Raw genomic sequence first — 16,518 nt, 5'->3', positions numbered from 1 at the left:
AGGGCCATCGGAGGGAGCCTAAAACAGCTCAGCAGGGGTCAGCATTCCAAGCGTCAAACCCCGCCAAGGGGGCCATCATTGCAAGCGGTTTTACAAAGCAGGCGACGCACCTCATCAGGGCTGAGCACATCGGGCAGGCTGCGGGGATAGCGCAGCCGCACCAGCTTGCGGGCGAGATCGGGTCGGTCGATCGTGTGGACGAAGAAGAAGCGCAGGGCCGAGACGATGGCGTTCATTGTCGGCACGCCGAGACCGGCCTCCTGAAGCGCGATCTGGAAGCGGCGCAGGTCTTCAACGCTGGCCGTGTCGGGCGAGCGTCCGAGGAACGAGGCGAGACGCCCGACGTCGCGCAGGTAGTTGCGCTGCGTCTCGGCGGAGAAGCGGCGCATCGTCATGTCAGCGATCAGGCGCTGGCGTAGCGGGCTCACCGAGCCGGCGGGAATGATGGAGGTCGTCATGGGAAGGCTCCGTTCGGGTGAAGGAGCCGGGATCGTCCGCCCGCACAGGGCGACGCTCAATCAGCGCAGCGCGCTTGCATCAGTCCTCGACGACGAAGCCGCCGCCCTTCCCGCGGAAGCGGGTTCGTTCTTCCACCCCAGTTCGCCTATGGGGCAACGACGAACGTGAACCGACCCAGTTCCCTTTGAGGACGCCAGACCGGGTAGACGAGGACCCCATCGTCCTTCTGTCCGGTCGAGATGCGGAGGTCGTTGACCTCTGCGTTGTAGGAAACCTCCTGCTCCTGCATACTCAGGACGCATCGCAGGTCTGCACAGTCGATCTTAGCCAAGCCGTGCTGCACTTTGTTCGGATCGGCGCGGAGGCGGATCGTGACCTTCGGCACGAAGGCCAACAGAATCTCGCAGTCTCGATCACGAGCGCACAACACCTCGCCTGCGACAGGCTCCAACTCTCCAATCGTTGCGCCAAACCGTACCCGGTAGTGAGAGGGCCGACCCTCGACCGAAGGCAGATCTTGAGTGAGCCCTGGCAGCGGTATGACCTGCGCGATCACGATTATGATCGAAACAAGGGTTGATCGCAGCATGGAGCCTGCCTAGTCGAGTTGTGTCGCTTACGCGGCGACCAAAGGCTTGATCTTCTCAACCACCTCTCGCATGGCCTCTGCCTCGGTGCGAAGCTCGTAGGCCAGCTGCAAATTCATCCAGAACTCAGGGGTGGTCCCAAAATATCGGGCCAGCCGAAACGCCGTATCCGTTGAGACGGGGGTTTCCTCGCGGGCCAGCCGCTCGATGCGGGTACGAGGAACGTCGAGCGCCGCCGCCAGAGCGTAAGGCGTGATGCCAAGCGGCTCCAGAAACTCCTCGCGCAGGATCTCTCCCGGGTGAATGGCTGGCATCAAGCGCGTCAGCATGGCTTTTCCTTTCTTCATCCGGCGCAATTGCCGTAGCACCAGCCAACGGGGGCTAGTGGTAGTCCACGATCTCCACGTCTTCCGCGTCAGTGCCCGTCCAGCGGAAGCAGAGCCGCCACTGGTCATTGATCCGAATGGAGTGCTGCCCCTCGCGATCGCCTGAAAGCGCCTCAAGCCTATTTCCTGGAGGCACTTTCAAATCCTCGAGCTTGAACGCGGAGGATAGCATCTGGATCTTTCGAAAAGCGGGCCGGATGAGATTGGTGGGAAAGCCTTTGGGACTCCCTTCCTGCGCAATGCTCTCCGCGTATTTGCCTCGATATGACCGGATCACGGCACTTCCCTTGCTAGTATCGTAGAATGATACGTAACCGAGAGTTCGTCAAGTCTGTGAGCTGTTTCGATCGCTCTGAGCTCAAAACCTGAGGATGCCCCGATCGACGCGTCGCCACCGGGCGCCATCGCCACGAGCCGCTTCCAAAGGATCTTGAAACGCCGCTCAGGCCCACCCATTTATCACTCGTGCAGCGCGTCCCCTTACAGGGTTGATGCGCTCCAAGGCCTTCAGCCCCAGCCGACCACGGATGTACTGGCGAGTTGAGACGAAGAGGTCGCACATCTCGCAAGAGACGCAGAGCCGCCGGGAGCGATCCCAGGCGGCTTTTTCGTGACCGGCGCGGTCCGCACGCCATTCCTGCAAAGGTGCCCTGCGCCTCGGCGATAGCGGCTCCGTTGCGAATAGCCGATCGGGCCACGATGATCCCCTTCTGTTCCAATTTCAGGCGACGAACACCTGAAACAGCCGCCCGATGAAGCGAGCCTCCGATCCACCGGCGAGGCTGTCGACCATCGAGAGGAACTGGCCCTTCCGAAACATCCGCATCGTCTCAAAGCCGCGAATGGCGTTGTTCGCTGTCTTTTGCGACTGGAAGCCACGCACGGGGCGGATCCGCTGCTTCAGCTTCCCATGGTCGGACTCCAGGCGGTTGTTCAGATATTTCACCTGCCGGTGCTGACAGGTCGCCGCGAGCCGCCCCTCTCGCGGCAGCGAGGCGATCGCCTCGTTGTAGGCCGGGTTCTTGTCCGTCGAGATCACCGATGGCCCGGTAGAGATACATCCATTCGCCACGGACCTTCACGTAGGTTTCGTCGACATACCAGCTGCTGCTACTGCGGTTCCGGTCGTGTCCGTCAACGTGGTGGAAATTGGGTGTAACTGAAGCGGCTCCGTTTCAGGCGGCTGCGGTGGAAAGTCGGACGGTTTCGAGCTTGGTGCTGGCGGCCATGAGTTCGGCCATGGGCTCAGTCTGCATGTAACGGTTCTGCGTCTGCCATTCGTCGTTGGCCTCGAGGAGGACGGCGCCGATGAGGCGGATGATGGAGCCCTCGTTCGGAAAGATGCCGACGACATCGGCGCGGCGCTTCACCTCCTTGTTCAGGCGCTCCAGTGAATTGGTCGAATGGATCCGGGTGCGATGCTGGCTTGGGAAATCCAGATGAGCCAGCATGTCGGTCTCGCTGTCGTCGATGAAGTTGCCGAGCTTGGGGCATTTTCCCCGCAGCTGGTCGGCAACATGCTGCAGCGCCTAGGCGGCGCCGGCGCGATCGGGCTGGATAAAAGCCTGGCGTTCGTCGATGTCGCCTCGCCCGACAAGCAAATGCTTGCATTTGCTGAAAGGGGTGCATGGCTTCGACACGGTGCTCTTGCCGATGCCCGACAGGCCCATCGTCTGCACCAGATCATCGACCCTCCGGGCGGAAACGCCGCTAATCCAGGCCTCCTAAATCACGGCGACGAGCGCCTTCTCGGAGAGCTTCCTCGGCTCTAGGAACGGCGGAAAGTAGCTGCCCTGCCGAAGCTTCGGGAACCGAAGCTGCAACGAGCCGAGCCGCGTGTCGAGCGAGCGGTCCCGGTAGCCGTTGCGATAGGTCGCCCGCTCCACGGTCCGCTCGTGGCGTCCGGCACCGATCATGCCTTCCATATCGGCCTCCATGAGGAGCTGCATCACGCTCTCGGCGATCGTCCTCAGGAAATCGCCGTCACCCACCTTCGCCAGAAGCGCGGCAAGCGGTAGTCTGTCCTCGGTCATCGGGTTCTCCGGTCAGGTTGAAGGCTCGCAACTCGACCTAAGCCGGCCTATCCGGTGGCCACATCCGTCACACGGTTTGACGTCCGAATTTCCACCACCAGCGCAGACACTACGATCTGGACTTTGTAACGGCGCCCGGTCAGGACGCGCAACAGATCGAGCGGCTCTGTTGCAAAGTTTTTGACGTGTAGAAATTTGTCCTACTGCCTCCAACCATCGACCGCCAACGGCGTCTGAAACCTGGCTTCACGGATCGTTTGAAGCTACGGGAGCTGCCCAAATCGGACGCGGACAGGTCACGGCCTGGATGGATTTTCTAACTTTTCGGCAGACGAAAAGTTTTCGCAACAGAGCCCGGCAAACTTAAGCAGCGGATCCGACCCGTGCGGGGCTTACAGTCTCAGAAAACCGCCCACAACGCCATTCGCGGCTTTGAGACGATGCGGATGTTTCGGAAGGGCCAGTTCCGCTCGATGGTCGACAGCCTCGCCGGTGGATCGGAGGCCCGCTTCATCGGACGGCTGTTCCAGGTGTTCGCCGCCTGAAATTGGAACAGAACGGGATCATTGTGGCCTGATCGGCTATTCGCAACGGAGCCGCCTGAGCAATCACCCCGGAAATCCTCCAGCCGGGCGGTCCAAAGTCGGGGGCATGTAACGAAGCCGGAAAACTGCAGCGTCCGGCGGTCCAACGATCGGATGTGGGCTAATAACTCGAATTTTTCAGCTCAAACCCTTCCAAGAAACGGGGAGTAGGCCAACCTTATACGAGTCATTTTCATTGCGGTAGCCGCCAAATTGATTTACATTGAAATGTATTTAACTAAGGTTCTACCATTTTACCGTCTGATAGCATACGTATGTCATCTGTATGACAAAACCCTCCGGCATGTTCTTTTCTATACATAGGCAGATTACCCAAAGTTTGGACACACTCCGTTGACGTAGGTAATATAAAATACTGAGGTCCTAATCCATCTACTGCACCAATATAAGTCCATTCCTTGGAGGGGTCAGAGCTATCTCTCCAACGTTTTTCGAGTCCGACAGATCTTGGGGGGCCATCTGAAGGAAATTCAATAAGTGCCACCAACTCACCTATTGCAAGTACCGCGAGCCACCCTTCGGCTGTAAGATAGAAACTACTCCTCCGTGCCGGACCCCAGTCCTCCCATAAGCTTCGTTCAACGCTGCCGTTCGAATTTTCTGCTGTTAGCCAGAACGATCCGTCAGAATCCCAAGAAGCCCACAACTGAACGCCTACCCGTACCGATGGTAAGGGTATAGGTACTTCGACATCGCTTATCGGGCCAGACATTTGCCACCCAGCCCATAGTAAAAAAGCCAATATTGGTAGGAAAATGACAGATAAAATGAAAATTGTTAAGGCACGAAAGAGGTTACCTATCACAGCCATACTCACAGTTTGACGTTGTCTTCGCTTCCTGACGCAGGAAAATTTTATAATAATTCATCTTTTTAGGCCAACCTATTCTTATATAGGGTCGTGAAGCGAAGTCCCCAGATAATATTTTGCCGAGACGCCGCTAGCTTCGCTCAGATGATGCCGACTTATAAGTTCGTGCAAGGGTGCATAAATTCCATGACGGAATAATATTCCAATCGTTCTCATTGTTCAACCAAAGGAACTGTGGCTACATGCCTGCCCAATCAAAGCATGCAAAGTTTTTTGGGGCCTTCTAGCGCTACTTTGGCAGCAAACTCTGCAGGAATACCCCGCGCGTTTGACCGGTGATTACTGAGATGTCGGCTCACAAGGGCGACCCTAGGATCGGGTTGGCGGGGAAGTTGGAACGGTAGATGTCGCCGTTCCTGATGGCGCTGGGGCGTAAGGCGCGGGCCAGGAAATGCCCTGCCTATGTGGCTGGCCTGATCGCGATCGGTGAGCGCAAGAACATTCAGCCGATGGCGCTGCGCGATGGGGTCGTCGGCTACGATCAGTTGCACCATTTCGTCGGCGCCGGCGTATGGGACGCAGCGCCCCTGGAGCGGGAACTGGCGTGTCAGGCCGATGGGATGCTGGGCGGGGACAAGGCCTTCCTGATCGTCGATGACACGGCGCTGCCGAAGAAGGGCACGCACTCGGTCGGCGTGGCGCCGCAATATGCTTCCGCGCTGGGCAAGAATGCAAACTGCCAGATGCTGGTATCGCTGACGCTTGCCTCTCGTGAGGTGCCGGCCATGGTGGGCTTGTGGCTGTTCCTGCCCGAGAGCTGGGCGGGCGATGAGGCGCGGCTTTCCAGGGCCGGTGTGCCGGAACACCGCAGAACCTACAGGACCAAACCCGAGATCGCGATCGAGGAGATCGATCGGCTGCGCGCCGCTGGTGTTCGCTTCGGCTGCCTTCTGGCGGATGCAGGATACAGCCTGTCGGCACCGTTCCGGCAAGCTTTGAGCGACCGCGACTTGTCCTGGGCGGCCGGTATCACCCGAACGCAAAAGGTCTACCCGTCCGACGTGGCGATGATCTTCGCCGTCGAAGACCGCGGGCGACCGCGGAAGAACTATGTGCCCGATGTCGTCTCGGTTCCGGCCCAGGCCATGCTGGAAAGCGTGCGATGGCGCAAGCTTTCCTGGCGGCGCAGCGTAAAGGCCCCGCTTGCAACCCGCTTCGCTGCCATCCGCGTGCGCGTGGCAGACGGCCCGCCCTAGCGCATCAGCCGTATGGGCGCCCAGCATCTGCCGGGCCAGGAGGTCTGACTGGCTCTGTTGCAAAGATTTTTCGTCTGCCGAAAAGTTAGAAAATCCGTCCAGGCCGAGACGTGTCCGCGTCCAATTTGGCCAGCTCCCGTAGCGTCAAACGATCCGTGAAGCCAAGTTTCAGACGCCGTTGGCGGTCGATGGTTGGAGGCAGTAGGACAAATTTCTACAAGCCAAAAACTTTGTAACAGAGCCCAATGCCGCTCACGACCCGCTGGTCGTCGACCCGAGGCACCCCATGCGCCAAAGGAAAATGCGGCGAGATCCTTGCCATCTGACGCTCGCTCAGCAGGAAAAGATCGGCCATCAGAACCTCCTCTGAAAGCCAAACTGAATCACACATCAATGCAGGTTAATAGGTCCTGAGCCTAGGAATGCGAGGACCGTCTCGGTGCTCGCGACTATGGCGAATTCGTCGGAAAGGTCGCTGAGCGCAGCGGCATGCACCTCGGCGGCCGTGCGCATAGCTCCGTCCAGTCCCCGGCGATCAAAAGTTGCCGTTGCGTCCTCGACGACGAACGTCGTGAACCCGAGATTGCCGGCCATGCGAACCGTCGTGGAAACGCAGTGGTTCGTCGTCAGCCCGACGACGATCAACGTGTCGACGCCATCGGCTCGCAGATCCTGTTCCAGGGTGGTGCCGATGAAGGCGCTGTTGACGTCCTTCACGTGGACCGGTTCGCCAGAGAAAGGCATGGCTTCGGGCATCGGCTGATGGCCGGTCGTTCCCATGCAGAAATGTCCCGCAGGCGAGCGCGAGGCGTGGTGGACATGGCGGACCGGGCGTCCGTCGCGCCGCCAGGCTGCGATCAGCAAGGCGACGTTCCGCTCCGCGTCGGGATTGTTGCGTTGCCCCCAGGCGGAATCGGCAAAGCCGTTCTGCACGTCGATCACCAGGAGGGTCGCGGTCGGGGGGAGCATCGGACTGAACCTTCCAAGAAATCGTCAGACGAGCGGAACGCCATGCTTGGCGCGTCAGGACCCGTGATCGATCAGCGCCTTGCGCTCCTCTCGCGAGCCCAGCATGCGGGCCTTCGCCGCCTCGACGACCGCAGCCGGGGCCGAGCCCGGCAGCCCGGCATCGAAGGGTGGGGCGGGGGCGTATTCCAGAGAGAGCTGGATCGTCTCGGCTTCCTCACGGCCCAGAAGTTCGGCAACGACCACCAGTCCGAAATCGATGCCCGATGTGACGCCGCCCGCGGTGATCAGGGACCCATCCCGCACGACGCGCTCCCAAACCGGGACGGCACCGAAGGCCGGAAGGAAGTCCATCGCGTTCCAGTGCGTGGCGGCGCGCTTGCCGGCGAGCAGGCCCGCCTTGCCGAGAACCAGCGAGCCGGTGCAGACCGATGTAACGAACCTTGCCTTCGCGGCCTTGTCGCGGATGAAGGCAAGCACCGTCTCATCCGTCAGGAGGGCATTCACGCCAGCGCCGCCGGGGATGCACAGGACATTGAAATCCGGAGCATCGGCCAGTGTCGTGTCGGGCATCAGCATCAGGCCGGTGGCCGATCGGACCGGCTGGAAATCCTTCCAGACGAGATGGACGGTGGAGTTCGTGGCGGAGGCAAATATCTCGTAGGGGCCGGTGAGATCTAGCTGCTGGACGCCGGGAAAGCAGAGGAGGCCGAAGCGAAGGGTCATGGGTGCGTTCCTGTCTTGACGAAAGAGAGCCTAGCGCGGAATGACTTGGCCATTGCGCCAATCATCGCTCGGTTCATGCCAAACACGTCCTCGCTTCCTCACCGCGTCGAGATCCTCGCCTTCGCCAATGCCCAGATCCTCGACGTGACGGGGCCGGCGCAGGTCTTCGCCACCGCCAACGACCTCACCGCGGCGACCGGGTCCCACCTCTATGAGATCGCTCTCGTCTCGCTCGGCGGCGATGTCGTCACCAGTTCGGGTCTCGTGCTGCGGGCCGAGGCGGCGGCGACCCATGCGGACGCGCCGGGAACCCTGATCGTGTCCGGCGGCGATGGCGTGAACGCCGCGCGGTGCGACAAGGCGTTGATCGACTGGATACGGCAACGCGCAGCGTCGGCCGAGCGGATAGCCTCGGTGTGCAGCGGGGCGCTGCTCCTGGCCGAGGCGGGGCTGCTCGACGGGCGGCGGGCGGTCACGCACTGGGGTCGCTGTGCGGAGATGCGCGCCCGCTACCCTTCGGTGCTGCTCGAGCCGGACTCCATCTTCATACGCGATGACGCGATCTGGACCTCGGCGGGTGTCACGGCGGGGATCGATCTCGCGCTTGCCATGCTCGAGGCAGATCACGGTCGGCCACTCTCCTTGGCGGTCGCGCGAGAGCTCGTCGTGTTTTTGAAACGTCCGGGCGGGCAGGCCCAGTTCAGTGCGGCGCTTTCGCTCCAAACAGCGGACGAGACCTTTGCGGACCTTCACGCCTGGATCGCTGCCCACCTCGACCGCGACCTCACGCTGACGACGCTGGCGGCGCAGGCCGGCATGAGCCTTCGCACCTTCTGCCGCCGGTATCGCATCGGTACGGGCCGCACCCCTGCCGATGGGGTCGAGCTGATCCGTTTGGACGGCGCCAGGCGGCTTCTGGAAGAGGGCGCCAGCGTGACGCGAACCGCCGCTCGCTGCGGCTTCCGCTCGACGGAAACCATGCGGCGCGCCTTTCTGCGCCATATGAATGTCAGCCCGAACAGCTATCGCGAGCGCTTCCGCAGGTAAGAAAGGTCTACTCGAGAACGCTACGACAGCTTTCGTGGCGCGTCTGCGGGTGCAGAGATGGCCGCGAAGCCGCCGCGGCTTCCGATCGCCGCGTAGGACTCAACCCAACCAGCCTCCGGAAATCCCGGCGCGGCTCACTCTTCGTGTCTGCCACTCTCTAGTCTAAACCACCTGACCGCTTCCACTCGACCCAACCGATTTCCGGTCCCTAGAATCATGTCGCAACTGAAGAGGCTGGCGCGGTCAGGCTGAAGTTGACTTCTTGCCCATCTCGGTTATGGTACGTTCGTTCAATAAAGGCTTCCTCTATGGCACGCCCGAGAGAGTTCGACGAAGAGCGCGTTTTGAACGCGGTGATGGAGACGTTCTGGCGCAATGGCTACGAGGGCACTTCAGCGCAAAATCTCGTCGATGCAACGGGCCTCGGACGGGGAAGTCTATACGCCGCCTATACGAACAAGGACGGGCTTTTCGAGCAAGCGCTGCTCCGCTACCAGACGCGAGCACGAGAGCATGTGGATCGACTCCGTATGGAGGGGTCCGCCCTCGACCGATTGCGCGATCTTCTGCAGACCATCGTCGATGGCGATATCGAAGCGTCGGACAAACGGGGTTGCCTCGCTACCAACACGGCGATTGAGATCGCTGGCCGCGATCCGAGAATAGCCGACCTGGTACGACAGTGTTTCAGTATTCTGACGCGCGGCATCGAAGAGTCGATCCGCCGCGGTCAGGATGCTGGGGAGATCCGAGCCGGTCTCGACCCGGAAGCCTCGGCGCTTTTCGTGTTCAACGCTGTTCAGGGGCTACGCGTTCTCGCCCAGACCACGTCGGCAAAGGATCGCGCCAAGCTTGCGTCCATCATCGATCAGACACTGGCCGTGCTGACATAATCAGCCTCTTTTTGGCCGATTATGGAACGATCGTTCAACATTATATCAATGGGAGCCTTTCATGACAGGCATCAGTTCCAGCCTCTGCGTTGCCGTCCTCGGCACCGGCATCATCGGCGCAGCCGTCGCCCGCAATCTCGCCCGGAAAGGCTTCAAGGTCCAAGCCTGGAACCGTACGCTCGGAAGGGCGCAAGCTCTTGCAGCAGATGGTGTCGAAGCCTTCGATCATCCTGCCGATGCAGCCCGGAATGCCGCCATCATCGTCACGGTACTGAAGGACGGTCCCTCCGTGACCCACGTGATGGCGGCAGCGTTGCCCGGATTGCATCAGGGCGCGACCTGGCTCCAACTCAGTACCGTCGGCGGCGATGCCATCGACACGCTCGCCAGTTTCGCCGCCGATAACGGCATCATCCTCTACGATGCCCCGGTTCAGGGAACACGCCAGCCTGCCGAGCAAGGTAAACTGACGATCCTCGCCTCCGGCCCGGACGACGGGCGTGACCTTGCTCAGTTGGTCTTCGATGCCATCGGACAGCGCACCATCTGGGTGTCCGACAAACCTGGCGCCAGCAGCAGGCTGAAACTCGCGCTCAATGCGTTCGTCTTCGCCTTGACCCACGGAACGGCCGAAACTCTCTCGATCGCCAAAGCACTTGGCATTGATCCGGCGCTTGTGATCGACGCCGTGACAGGCGGTCCGCTCGATAGCGGCTACTTCCAAGGCAAGGCTGCCGCGATGCTCGAGGGCGACTACTCCACCAGCTTTTCGATCGAGAACGGGGTGAAGGATGCACGGCTGGTGGTGGAAGCCCTCGCGGGCACCGGCATCCGTGCGGATCTGGCCGAAGCCGGATTGGCACGTTTCCAGCGAGCGGTAGATTCCGGCCATGGCTCCAAGGATATCGCAGCTTCATTCCTGGTCGGGGCATGACCGCATGACCGTTTCGCAGAACGCGCCCGGCGGAGTTCCAGAAGCGAGACTGACCCAAGATCGTCTTCCTGTTGGTCGGCTCCTTGCATTCACAGTGGCAGGATTTCTCGCCATCATGACAGAGACCCTGCCAGCCGGCCTGCTGCCTCAGATGAGCAGGGGCCTTAGCGTGTCCGAGGCTATGGCTGGTCAGACAGTGACGGTTTATGCTCTTGGATCGGTCGTCGCCGCAATTCCCGTCATCGCGGCGACACGAAATTGGAACCGCCGCCCGTTGTTCCTGCTGGCGATAGCCGGACTCCTGATCTTCAATACGCTTACGGCCATATCTGCACATTTCGGACTAACGCTCGTCGCGCGCTTTATCGCCGGCATGGCGGCGGGCGTCGTCTGGGGACTGGTCGCGGGATACGCCCGGCGACTTGCGCCGCTGCATCTACAGGGGCGGGCGATGGCGATCGTCGGCGTCGGGCAGCCGATCGCGCTTTCCCTCGGAGTGCCGCTTGGCGCTTGGCTCGGCGGCTTGTCCGATTGGCGAACCGTGTTCTGGATCATGTCTGCAGTCGCGCTGGCGCTGATGATGTGGGTACGGCTTTCGGTCCCGGATTTCGCCGGACAGGCGGAGCAGGAACGTCTGCCTGTCCGGAAGGTCGTCACGATACCCGGTATCCCGTCGGTTCTGCTCGTGCTGTTCGCTTGGATATCGGCGCACAATATCCTCTACACTTATGTTGCGCCGTTTCTTACCGCGACCAACACCGGCCTGCGCGTCGATATGATTTTGTTAATCTTCGGAGTGTCTTCAGTTCTAGGGATTCTGGGAACCGGCGCCCTTGTGGATCGTCATTTGCGACGCGTTACCTTGGTAAGCCTGGTCGCGTTCGCTGCCGCTGCAGTTCTTCTGGCGATACCGCATGGCTCGTCGACCCTCGTGCTGGCTGGCGTAGCGATCTGGGGAATGACGTTCGGTGGAGCCCCAACCTTGCTTCAGACGGCCCTGGCTGATGCCGCTGGCGAACAGGCGGATGTCGCACAGTCCATTCTCGTGACGATCTTCAACCTTGCGGTGGCAGGGGGCGGCTTGATCGGCGGACTCGCAACGGACAATATTGGCGCGGGCTTCTTGCCGTGGTTGCTCATTCCCTTGATCGGAATTGCGCTGAGAACGGTATGGAACGCCAGAAGGCATGGCTTCCGCGTCGGACGGCCCATAACCTGAGAGGTGAAGAGAACTCCACACCCATGTGACGGCTGCTTTGCGTTAACCGGCAAGTCGCGTCGAATAAGGTCTTGTCGCAGATTTCCTAACTTTTCGGCAGACGAAAAAACTTTGCAACAGAGCCAATCTGATTGGAGCGCCTTCACGGCATGCCTCAGCGCCACATGCGCTCGGCGATGGAGCGCTGCTCCTCGCCCAGCGCATTGGCATAGATCGCCGTCGTCTCGATCGCGGCGTGGCCCATCCATTTCGACAGCATGTTGAGCGGCACGGCAGCCCCGATCGCCGCGACCCCGTAGCCGTGGCGCAAGCCCTTCGGCGTCGCCTGCGGCCCCTCGATGCCGGCGGCGCGCATGACGCCCTTCACGTCGCGCCAAGCCGTGGTGCGGCTCCACTCCCACAGGAGCGGGTCTCCCGGCCTCTTGCGAGCCTCGCGCAGGCCGTGAACGAGATCGAGCGTGTCGAGGAGGGGCGCTGGCACCGGCACGGCGCGAAAGACGCCGGCACGACGCTTCTTCAGGGTCTCGAAGACGAGGACCCGAGCGTCGAGATCGACCCGCCGCATGGTCAGCGCCAGCGCTTCGGAAATCCGGCAGCCCGTGGTGTGCAGCACCTCGCAGAAGGTGCGCACTTCGCGATCGGCCTTGGCGGCTGCGGCGAGGAAGGCAGCGCGTTCGCTGGCGGTGAGGTAGAGGCGGTGGCCGTCAGGGTCGATCAAGTCGTTCATCTGATACGCTACCTGAGCCCATGCTGAGCGGAGGACGGCGGACGTGGACAGGCTGCGTTCCACCAGGCCAACCTGGCAGGTGGCGGCTCGCGGATGATGGTGATTGCAGCTTTGTGGCGAAGGGCTGTACGAAAACGCGAGGCGTTACGCGCACCCCATACACCGACGAAGCACTCTCCGGTTTCATCGTTACGGTAGAGGATGTTGCCGCCAAATGCGCGCTGCACACCCTCGTCATCTCGACGACCGCCGCCGCCATAGGTCGCCACAACGAGATCGACGGGGGCCGCGCAAACGATCGTACCGTTGCCGCTCGCGACGAGTTCCGTTCGGAATAGATAGATGCGTCTCGACTCGGCTGCCATCGTCGCCTTCAAATTTGATCCGGTGTCCGCCAATGATCAATCGGATCTGAGGTGGCTCTGTTGCAAAGATCCGAAGGCAGTGAGAGCCTGTGGCTCTGAAGACGGCGGACAGCGAGGGCTCGAGCATGAGTTTGGCGTTCAAGGGCCGGCACTTCGCTCCCGACATCATCCTCCTGTGCATGCGCTGGTACTGCCGCTACGCGCTGAGCTATCGCGATCTCGAGGAGATGATGGCCGAGCGGGGCCTCTCCGTCGATCACACCACGATCTACCGTTGGGTCCAGCACTACGCCCCCGAGCTCGACCGCCGCGTCCAGTGGTGCCGGAACCGCAGTAGCGGCAGCGGCTCTGTTGCAAAGATTTTTCGGCTGTCGGGAAGTTAGAAAATCTGTCCACGCCGAGACCTGTCCGCATCCGATTTGGCCAGTTGTCGTAGCTTCAAACGATCCGTGAAGCCAAGTTTCGAACGCGATTGGCGGTCGATAATTGGAGGCAGTAGGACAAATTTCTACACGCCAAAAACTTTGCAACAGAGCCCCCGGAAGTAGCCCATCTCCATTCGTTCGATGAGAGACGAAGCAGCAAAACGAGTGCTGGTTTCAGGCTCGATCGCTTTCCAGTTCGGTCAACCCGATAGCAACCGATATATGCGCCATCTAAAGGCCCGAAATCGCTTCGCTCGAAAGGTCGCTCGTATCTTCCAACTTATGCTCAATGGACTTGCCCCATGAAAGTGGAGAGCTCTTCTGAAGGAAAGAGGAGCATTCCATGGTCAAGCCGCAGCGCCGGTTCGGCAAGGAGTTCGAGGCGGAGGCCGTTCGTCTGGTGGAGACGAGCGGCCGCACGCAGCGTGAGATCGCCGAGGACCTCGGCATTGGGCTATCGACGTTGCGGCCCTGGCTGGACAAGCGCCGGGAGCGAGATCTGGAAGGGCCGCCTCCCGAACGCCAGGAGGATGTGGCGGCCGAGTTGAAGCGGCTGCGACGCGAGAACGAGATCCTTCGTCAGGAGCGCGAGATCCTGAAGCGGGCCGCGACTTTTTTCGCCAAGGAGGGAAGTCGATGAGGTTCCGCCTCATCGATGCGGCGAAGAAGGAGTTCCCCGTCCAGCGCCTGTGCAAGGTCCTTGGCGTCAGTCCGAGCGGCTACTTCGCCTGGAAGGACCGCCCGGCCTGTCACCGTCAGCGTACCGACCTGATGCTGCTTGCGCATGTCCGCTCGGCTTTTGCCCTATCGAACGAGACCTATGGCAGTCCGCGCATGGTGCACGAACTCCGCGACAACGGCTTAGGGATCGGGCGCCGGCGTGTTGCCCGCCTGATGCGCGAGAACGGTATGAAGGCACGGCAGAAGCGACGGTTCAAACGCACCACCGACAGCCTGCATGCCTTTCCGGTTGCGCCAAACCTCCTGGACCAGGACTTTACGGCGACCGGTCCAAACCGGAAGTGGGGTGCGGACATCTCCTACGTCTGGACGCGAGAGGGCTGGCTGTATCTTGCCGTCGTCATCGACCTGTTCGCCCGACGCGTCGTCGGCTGGGCTACCGGCGATCGCTTGCACAAGGAACTGACCCTGTCAGCCTTGCGCCGAGCCATCATCTTACGACGTCCGCCTGCCGGTCTTGTTCACCACGCGGACCGCGGCAGCCAGTACTGCTCCTTGGACTACCAAGCCGAACTGCGCCGGCACGGCATTCGGATATCGATGTCGGGCAAGGGAAACTGCTACGACAACGCCATGGTCGAGACCTTCTTCAAGACGCTGAAGGCCGAACTCGTCTGGCGCGCCGCCTTCCAGGACCGAGCTGAGGCGACGGCCGCGATCGGCCGCTACATCGACGGCTTCTACAACCCCGTCCGGCGCCATTCGGCGCTCAACTTCATCAGCCCGCTTCAATTCGAAAAGCGGGCTGCGTAGAACCGAAAACGCTCTCCACAAATGCGGGGCAAGTCCACAATGGGTGCTCTATCCGTCCGGTTCTATCGCGGTTGGGGCTCCATCGCGTGCCCGCTGGATCGTCAGACGACTGACTGCGAACTCTCGAGCCAGCGCTGATATCGAGGCCCCCTCCCCCAGCCTCTCGCGAACGACACGCTTCTGCTCCGCCGACAGCTTGGCCGGACGCCCCAGCACCTTGCCCTGCTCCTTCGCCCGCACGAGCCCGGCGTGGGTGCGCTCGATTAGGAGATCGCGTTCGAACTCGGCGACCGCGTTGATGACGCTCATCGTCATGCGGCCCGTCGAGCTCGTCAGGTCGACGCCGCCCAGCGCCAGGCAGTGAACCTTGACGCCCATCTGCGCGAGCAGCTCGACCGTGGCCCGCACGTCCATCGCGTTGCGCCCGAGGCGGTCCATCTTCGTGACGACGAGAATGTCCCCCTCCTCCATCCGATCGAGGAGCTTGCGGAAGCCCTCGCGATCTTTCGCGGCGAGCGAGCCCGACACGGTTTCGGAAACGACGCGCCGGACCTGAACCTCGAAACCGGCCGCGCGGATCTCGCCGATCTGGTTGTCGGTGGTCTGGCCGTTCGTGGAGACGCGAACATAAGCAAAAAGTCGGGACATTCGGGCTGAAACCTGCTCGGAAACGTCTCGAATTTATAGCGCATGCGCGATACCATCGGTAGCTAGTTTACGCGCAGCCTTGACCGACCCTGCGCTAAACCGATCGTTTGAGGGCGGGTCATTCGGCTGCGGGAGGCCATAGGGCCTACACTTAACGTCTGGCACGAGAACGCGTTTGCTTCGGCCTATGCACCATTGCGCCTTTCTGGCATAGGGTATGTCATTCTGCTTTGCAGTCGCATAGCGTAGCTAAGGGTTCCAACCATGCCGGCAGCCAAGGGCAAGATCGTCGAAGGCGGGCGGGTTATCCTCCCAGCTGTGTTTCGCAAGTCGATGGGGTTGCAGAAGGGCGACACCGTTCTGATCGAACTGCATGGCGAAGAGATTCGCATCCGCCCCGCCCGCTCTGCGTTGCGGCGTCTACAGGAGAAGCTGCGTGACTATGCACCTGAAGCCGGATCGGTGGCGGACGAACTGATCGCCGAGCGGCGTCAGGAAGCGACGAAGGAGTAGCCGATGGCCTGCGTCCTCGATGCGTCCGCCGTTCTATGTCTGCTCTTTTCCGAGAAAGGGTCCGACAAGGTCGAAGCTCGGCTCGGTGACGCCAGCATGTCCGTCGTCAACTACACCGAGGTTCTCTCCAAGCTGATCGATCGGGGCCTGGGTGCAGACGAGGCGGTGCAGGATCTGTCCGATCTCGACATCGCGATCGTCCCTGTGGGTCAGGAGGTCGCCGAGGAGGCGGCCCGTCTGCGCTCCCTGTCGAAGGACGTCGGCCTGTCGCTGGGTGATCGGTTCTGCCTCGCACTCGCCAAGAACCTGGGCGCGCCAGCCCTCACGAGCGATCGGGCCTGGAAGGAGATTGCAAAGGCCGCCGGCGTTAAGGTCGAGCTCGTGCGCTGAATCGGGTTATGAGGACGGAGGAACACAAGCCAGT

The 16,518-nt window shown here is 61.3% G+C and carries 16 protein-coding genes and 6 pseudogenes; 9 read left to right on the top strand and 13 right to left on the bottom strand.

The window, feature by feature from the left end:
* Positions 1-53 precede the first annotated feature (53 nt).
* From GGR04_RS23180 to GGR04_RS24670, 7 genes and pseudogenes are all read right to left on the bottom strand, one after another.
* Entirely contained in the window at positions 54-458 is a 405-nt protein-coding gene (locus GGR04_RS23180; RefSeq protein ID WP_246393596.1) for a phage integrase N-terminal SAM-like domain-containing protein, read from the bottom strand.
* A 146-nt stretch (positions 459-604) separates the two neighbouring features.
* On the bottom strand, positions 605-1,048 hold the full coding sequence (locus GGR04_RS23175; protein ID WP_210291953.1) for a hypothetical protein: 444 nt from the start codon (positions 1,046-1,048) through the stop codon (positions 605-607).
* 27 nt (positions 1,049-1,075) lie between these two features.
* Positions 1,076-1,372 (bottom strand): HigA family addiction module antitoxin, encoded by a 297-nt coding sequence (locus GGR04_RS23170; RefSeq protein WP_183202898.1) that lies wholly within the window; start codon positions 1,370-1,372, stop codon positions 1,076-1,078.
* A gap of 55 nt (positions 1,373-1,427) precedes the next feature.
* Positions 1,428-1,709: a type II toxin-antitoxin system RelE/ParE family toxin gene (locus GGR04_RS23165; protein WP_183202892.1), complete on the bottom strand. Its 282-nt coding sequence runs from the start codon at positions 1,707-1,709 to the stop codon at positions 1,428-1,430.
* A gap of 528 nt (positions 1,710-2,237) precedes the next feature.
* Positions 2,238-2,556 (bottom strand): annotated as a pseudogene (locus tag GGR04_RS23160) (DDE-type integrase/transposase/recombinase); the annotation flags it as partial.
* Between the two features lie 51 nt (positions 2,557-2,607).
* Positions 2,608-2,949, bottom strand: a pseudogene (locus tag GGR04_RS24675) (transposase); the annotation flags it as partial.
* Between the two features lie 117 nt (positions 2,950-3,066).
* Positions 3,067-3,465 (bottom strand): annotated as a pseudogene (locus GGR04_RS24670) (transposase); the annotation flags it as partial.
* A gap of 1,820 nt (positions 3,466-5,285) precedes the next feature.
* On the opposite strand from GGR04_RS24670, the pseudogene GGR04_RS23145 reads away from it, so the two are divergent.
* Positions 5,286-6,134: pseudogene (locus tag GGR04_RS23145) on the top strand (IS701 family transposase); the annotation flags it as partial.
* Between the two features lie 247 nt (positions 6,135-6,381).
* Here the strand turns inward: GGR04_RS23145 and GGR04_RS23140 are convergent.
* The 3 genes and pseudogenes from GGR04_RS23140 to GGR04_RS23130 form a co-directional block, all read right to left on the bottom strand.
* Positions 6,382-6,492, bottom strand: a pseudogene (locus GGR04_RS23140) (IS5/IS1182 family transposase); the annotation flags it as partial.
* Positions 6,493-6,527: 35 nt separating this feature from the next.
* Positions 6,528-7,106: a cysteine hydrolase family protein gene (locus GGR04_RS23135; protein ID WP_183202887.1), complete on the bottom strand. Its 579-nt coding sequence runs from the start codon at positions 7,104-7,106 to the stop codon at positions 6,528-6,530.
* A gap of 54 nt (positions 7,107-7,160) precedes the next feature.
* Positions 7,161-7,829 carry a DJ-1/PfpI family protein gene (locus GGR04_RS23130; protein WP_183202885.1) on the bottom strand — a complete coding sequence of 223 codons (669 nt, stop codon included), beginning with the start codon at positions 7,827-7,829 and terminating at the stop codon, positions 7,161-7,163.
* Between the two features lie 75 nt (positions 7,830-7,904).
* On the opposite strand from GGR04_RS23130, the gene GGR04_RS23125 reads away from it, so the two are divergent.
* The 4 genes from GGR04_RS23125 to GGR04_RS23110 all read left to right on the top strand — a co-directional run bounded on the left by GGR04_RS23125 (position 7,905) and on the right by GGR04_RS23110 (position 11,922).
* The gene (locus tag GGR04_RS23125; RefSeq protein WP_183202896.1) at positions 7,905-8,876 is read left to right on the top strand and encodes a GlxA family transcriptional regulator; all 972 of its coding nucleotides are present in this window, start codon (positions 7,905-7,907) and stop codon (positions 8,874-8,876) included.
* 308 nt (positions 8,877-9,184) lie between these two features.
* Positions 9,185-9,769: a TetR/AcrR family transcriptional regulator gene (locus tag GGR04_RS23120; RefSeq protein WP_183202883.1), complete on the top strand. Its 585-nt coding sequence runs from the start codon at positions 9,185-9,187 to the stop codon at positions 9,767-9,769.
* Positions 9,770-9,830: 61 nt separating this feature from the next.
* Positions 9,831-10,703: an NAD(P)-dependent oxidoreductase gene (locus GGR04_RS23115; RefSeq protein WP_183202881.1), complete on the top strand. Its 873-nt coding sequence runs from the start codon at positions 9,831-9,833 to the stop codon at positions 10,701-10,703.
* A 4-nt stretch (positions 10,704-10,707) separates the two neighbouring features.
* On the top strand, positions 10,708-11,922 hold the full coding sequence (locus GGR04_RS23110) for an MFS transporter (RefSeq protein WP_183202879.1): 1,215 nt from the start codon (positions 10,708-10,710) through the stop codon (positions 11,920-11,922).
* 154 nt (positions 11,923-12,076) lie between these two features.
* On the opposite strand, the gene GGR04_RS23105 is transcribed toward GGR04_RS23110, so the two are convergent.
* Entirely contained in the window at positions 12,077-12,649 is a 573-nt protein-coding gene (locus tag GGR04_RS23105; RefSeq protein WP_183202876.1) for a tyrosine-type recombinase/integrase, read from the bottom strand.
* Between the two features lie 8 nt (positions 12,650-12,657).
* Positions 12,658-13,026, bottom strand: a complete 369-nt coding sequence (locus tag GGR04_RS23100) for a hypothetical protein (RefSeq protein ID WP_210291950.1) — start codon at positions 13,024-13,026, stop codon at positions 12,658-12,660.
* 113 nt (positions 13,027-13,139) lie between these two features.
* On the opposite strand from GGR04_RS23100, the pseudogene GGR04_RS23095 reads away from it, so the two are divergent.
* Both GGR04_RS23095 and GGR04_RS23090 read left to right on the top strand, forming a co-directional pair.
* A pseudogene (locus GGR04_RS23095) lies at positions 13,140-13,331 on the top strand (IS6 family transposase); the annotation flags it as partial.
* Positions 13,332-13,782: 451 nt separating this feature from the next.
* Positions 13,783-14,933 (top strand): IS3 family transposase gene (locus tag GGR04_RS23090; protein ID WP_183202872.1). Its coding sequence is split into 2 segments (ribosomal slippage): positions 13,783-14,050 and positions 14,050-14,933, totalling 1,152 coding nucleotides; the frame shifts between segments, so codons are not numbered across the junction.
* Positions 14,934-14,981: 48 nt separating this feature from the next.
* On the opposite strand, the gene GGR04_RS23085 is transcribed toward GGR04_RS23090, so the two are convergent.
* Complete coding sequence (locus GGR04_RS23085) at positions 14,982-15,581, bottom strand: recombinase family protein (RefSeq protein WP_183202870.1); 600 nt, start codon at positions 15,579-15,581, stop codon at positions 14,982-14,984.
* Between the two features lie 264 nt (positions 15,582-15,845).
* Here GGR04_RS23085 and GGR04_RS23080 point away from each other — a divergent pair, with 264 nt between their 5' ends.
* Positions 15,846-16,094, top strand: coding sequence for an AbrB/MazE/SpoVT family DNA-binding domain-containing protein (locus tag GGR04_RS23080; protein ID WP_183202868.1), 249 nt, complete (start codon positions 15,846-15,848; stop codon positions 16,092-16,094).
* Between the two features lie 3 nt (positions 16,095-16,097).
* Positions 16,098-16,484, top strand: coding sequence for a type II toxin-antitoxin system VapC family toxin (locus GGR04_RS23075; RefSeq protein ID WP_183202866.1), 387 nt, complete (start codon positions 16,098-16,100; stop codon positions 16,482-16,484).
* Positions 16,485-16,518: the final 34 nt, after the last annotated feature.

Source organism: Aureimonas pseudogalii (genome assembly GCF_014196835.1).
In the GTDB taxonomy this organism is placed as follows: Bacteria; Pseudomonadota; Alphaproteobacteria; order Rhizobiales; family Rhizobiaceae; genus Aureimonas; species Aureimonas pseudogalii.
Note: the sequence above shows the minus strand (reverse complement) of the source record. Positions and strands in the feature narration are given on the sequence as shown.

Coding starts and splice junctions, on each gene's coding strand:
- GGR04_RS23180 (WP_246393596.1), bottom strand. CDS start 458: ATGACGACCTCCATCATTCCCGCCGGCTCGGTGAGCCCGCTACGCCAG.
- GGR04_RS23175 (WP_210291953.1), bottom strand. CDS start 1,048: ATGCTGCGATCAACCCTTGTTTCGATCATAATCGTGATCGCGCAGGTC.
- GGR04_RS23135 (WP_183202887.1), bottom strand. CDS start 7,106: ATGCTCCCCCCGACCGCGACCCTCCTGGTGATCGACGTGCAGAACGGC.
- GGR04_RS23130 (WP_183202885.1), bottom strand. CDS start 7,829: ATGACCCTTCGCTTCGGCCTCCTCTGCTTTCCCGGCGTCCAGCAGCTA.
- GGR04_RS23125 (WP_183202896.1), top strand. CDS start 7,905: ATGCCAAACACGTCCTCGCTTCCTCACCGCGTCGAGATCCTCGCCTTC.
- GGR04_RS23120 (WP_183202883.1), top strand. CDS start 9,185: ATGGCACGCCCGAGAGAGTTCGACGAAGAGCGCGTTTTGAACGCGGTG.
- GGR04_RS23115 (WP_183202881.1), top strand. CDS start 9,831: ATGACAGGCATCAGTTCCAGCCTCTGCGTTGCCGTCCTCGGCACCGGC.
- GGR04_RS23110 (WP_183202879.1), top strand. CDS start 10,708: ATGACCGTTTCGCAGAACGCGCCCGGCGGAGTTCCAGAAGCGAGACTG.
- GGR04_RS23105 (WP_183202876.1), bottom strand. CDS start 12,649: ATGAACGACTTGATCGACCCTGACGGCCACCGCCTCTACCTCACCGCC.
- GGR04_RS23085 (WP_183202870.1), bottom strand. CDS start 15,581: ATGTCCCGACTTTTTGCTTATGTTCGCGTCTCCACGAACGGCCAGACC.
- GGR04_RS23080 (WP_183202868.1), top strand. CDS start 15,846: ATGCCGGCAGCCAAGGGCAAGATCGTCGAAGGCGGGCGGGTTATCCTC.
- GGR04_RS23075 (WP_183202866.1), top strand. CDS start 16,098: ATGGCCTGCGTCCTCGATGCGTCCGCCGTTCTATGTCTGCTCTTTTCC.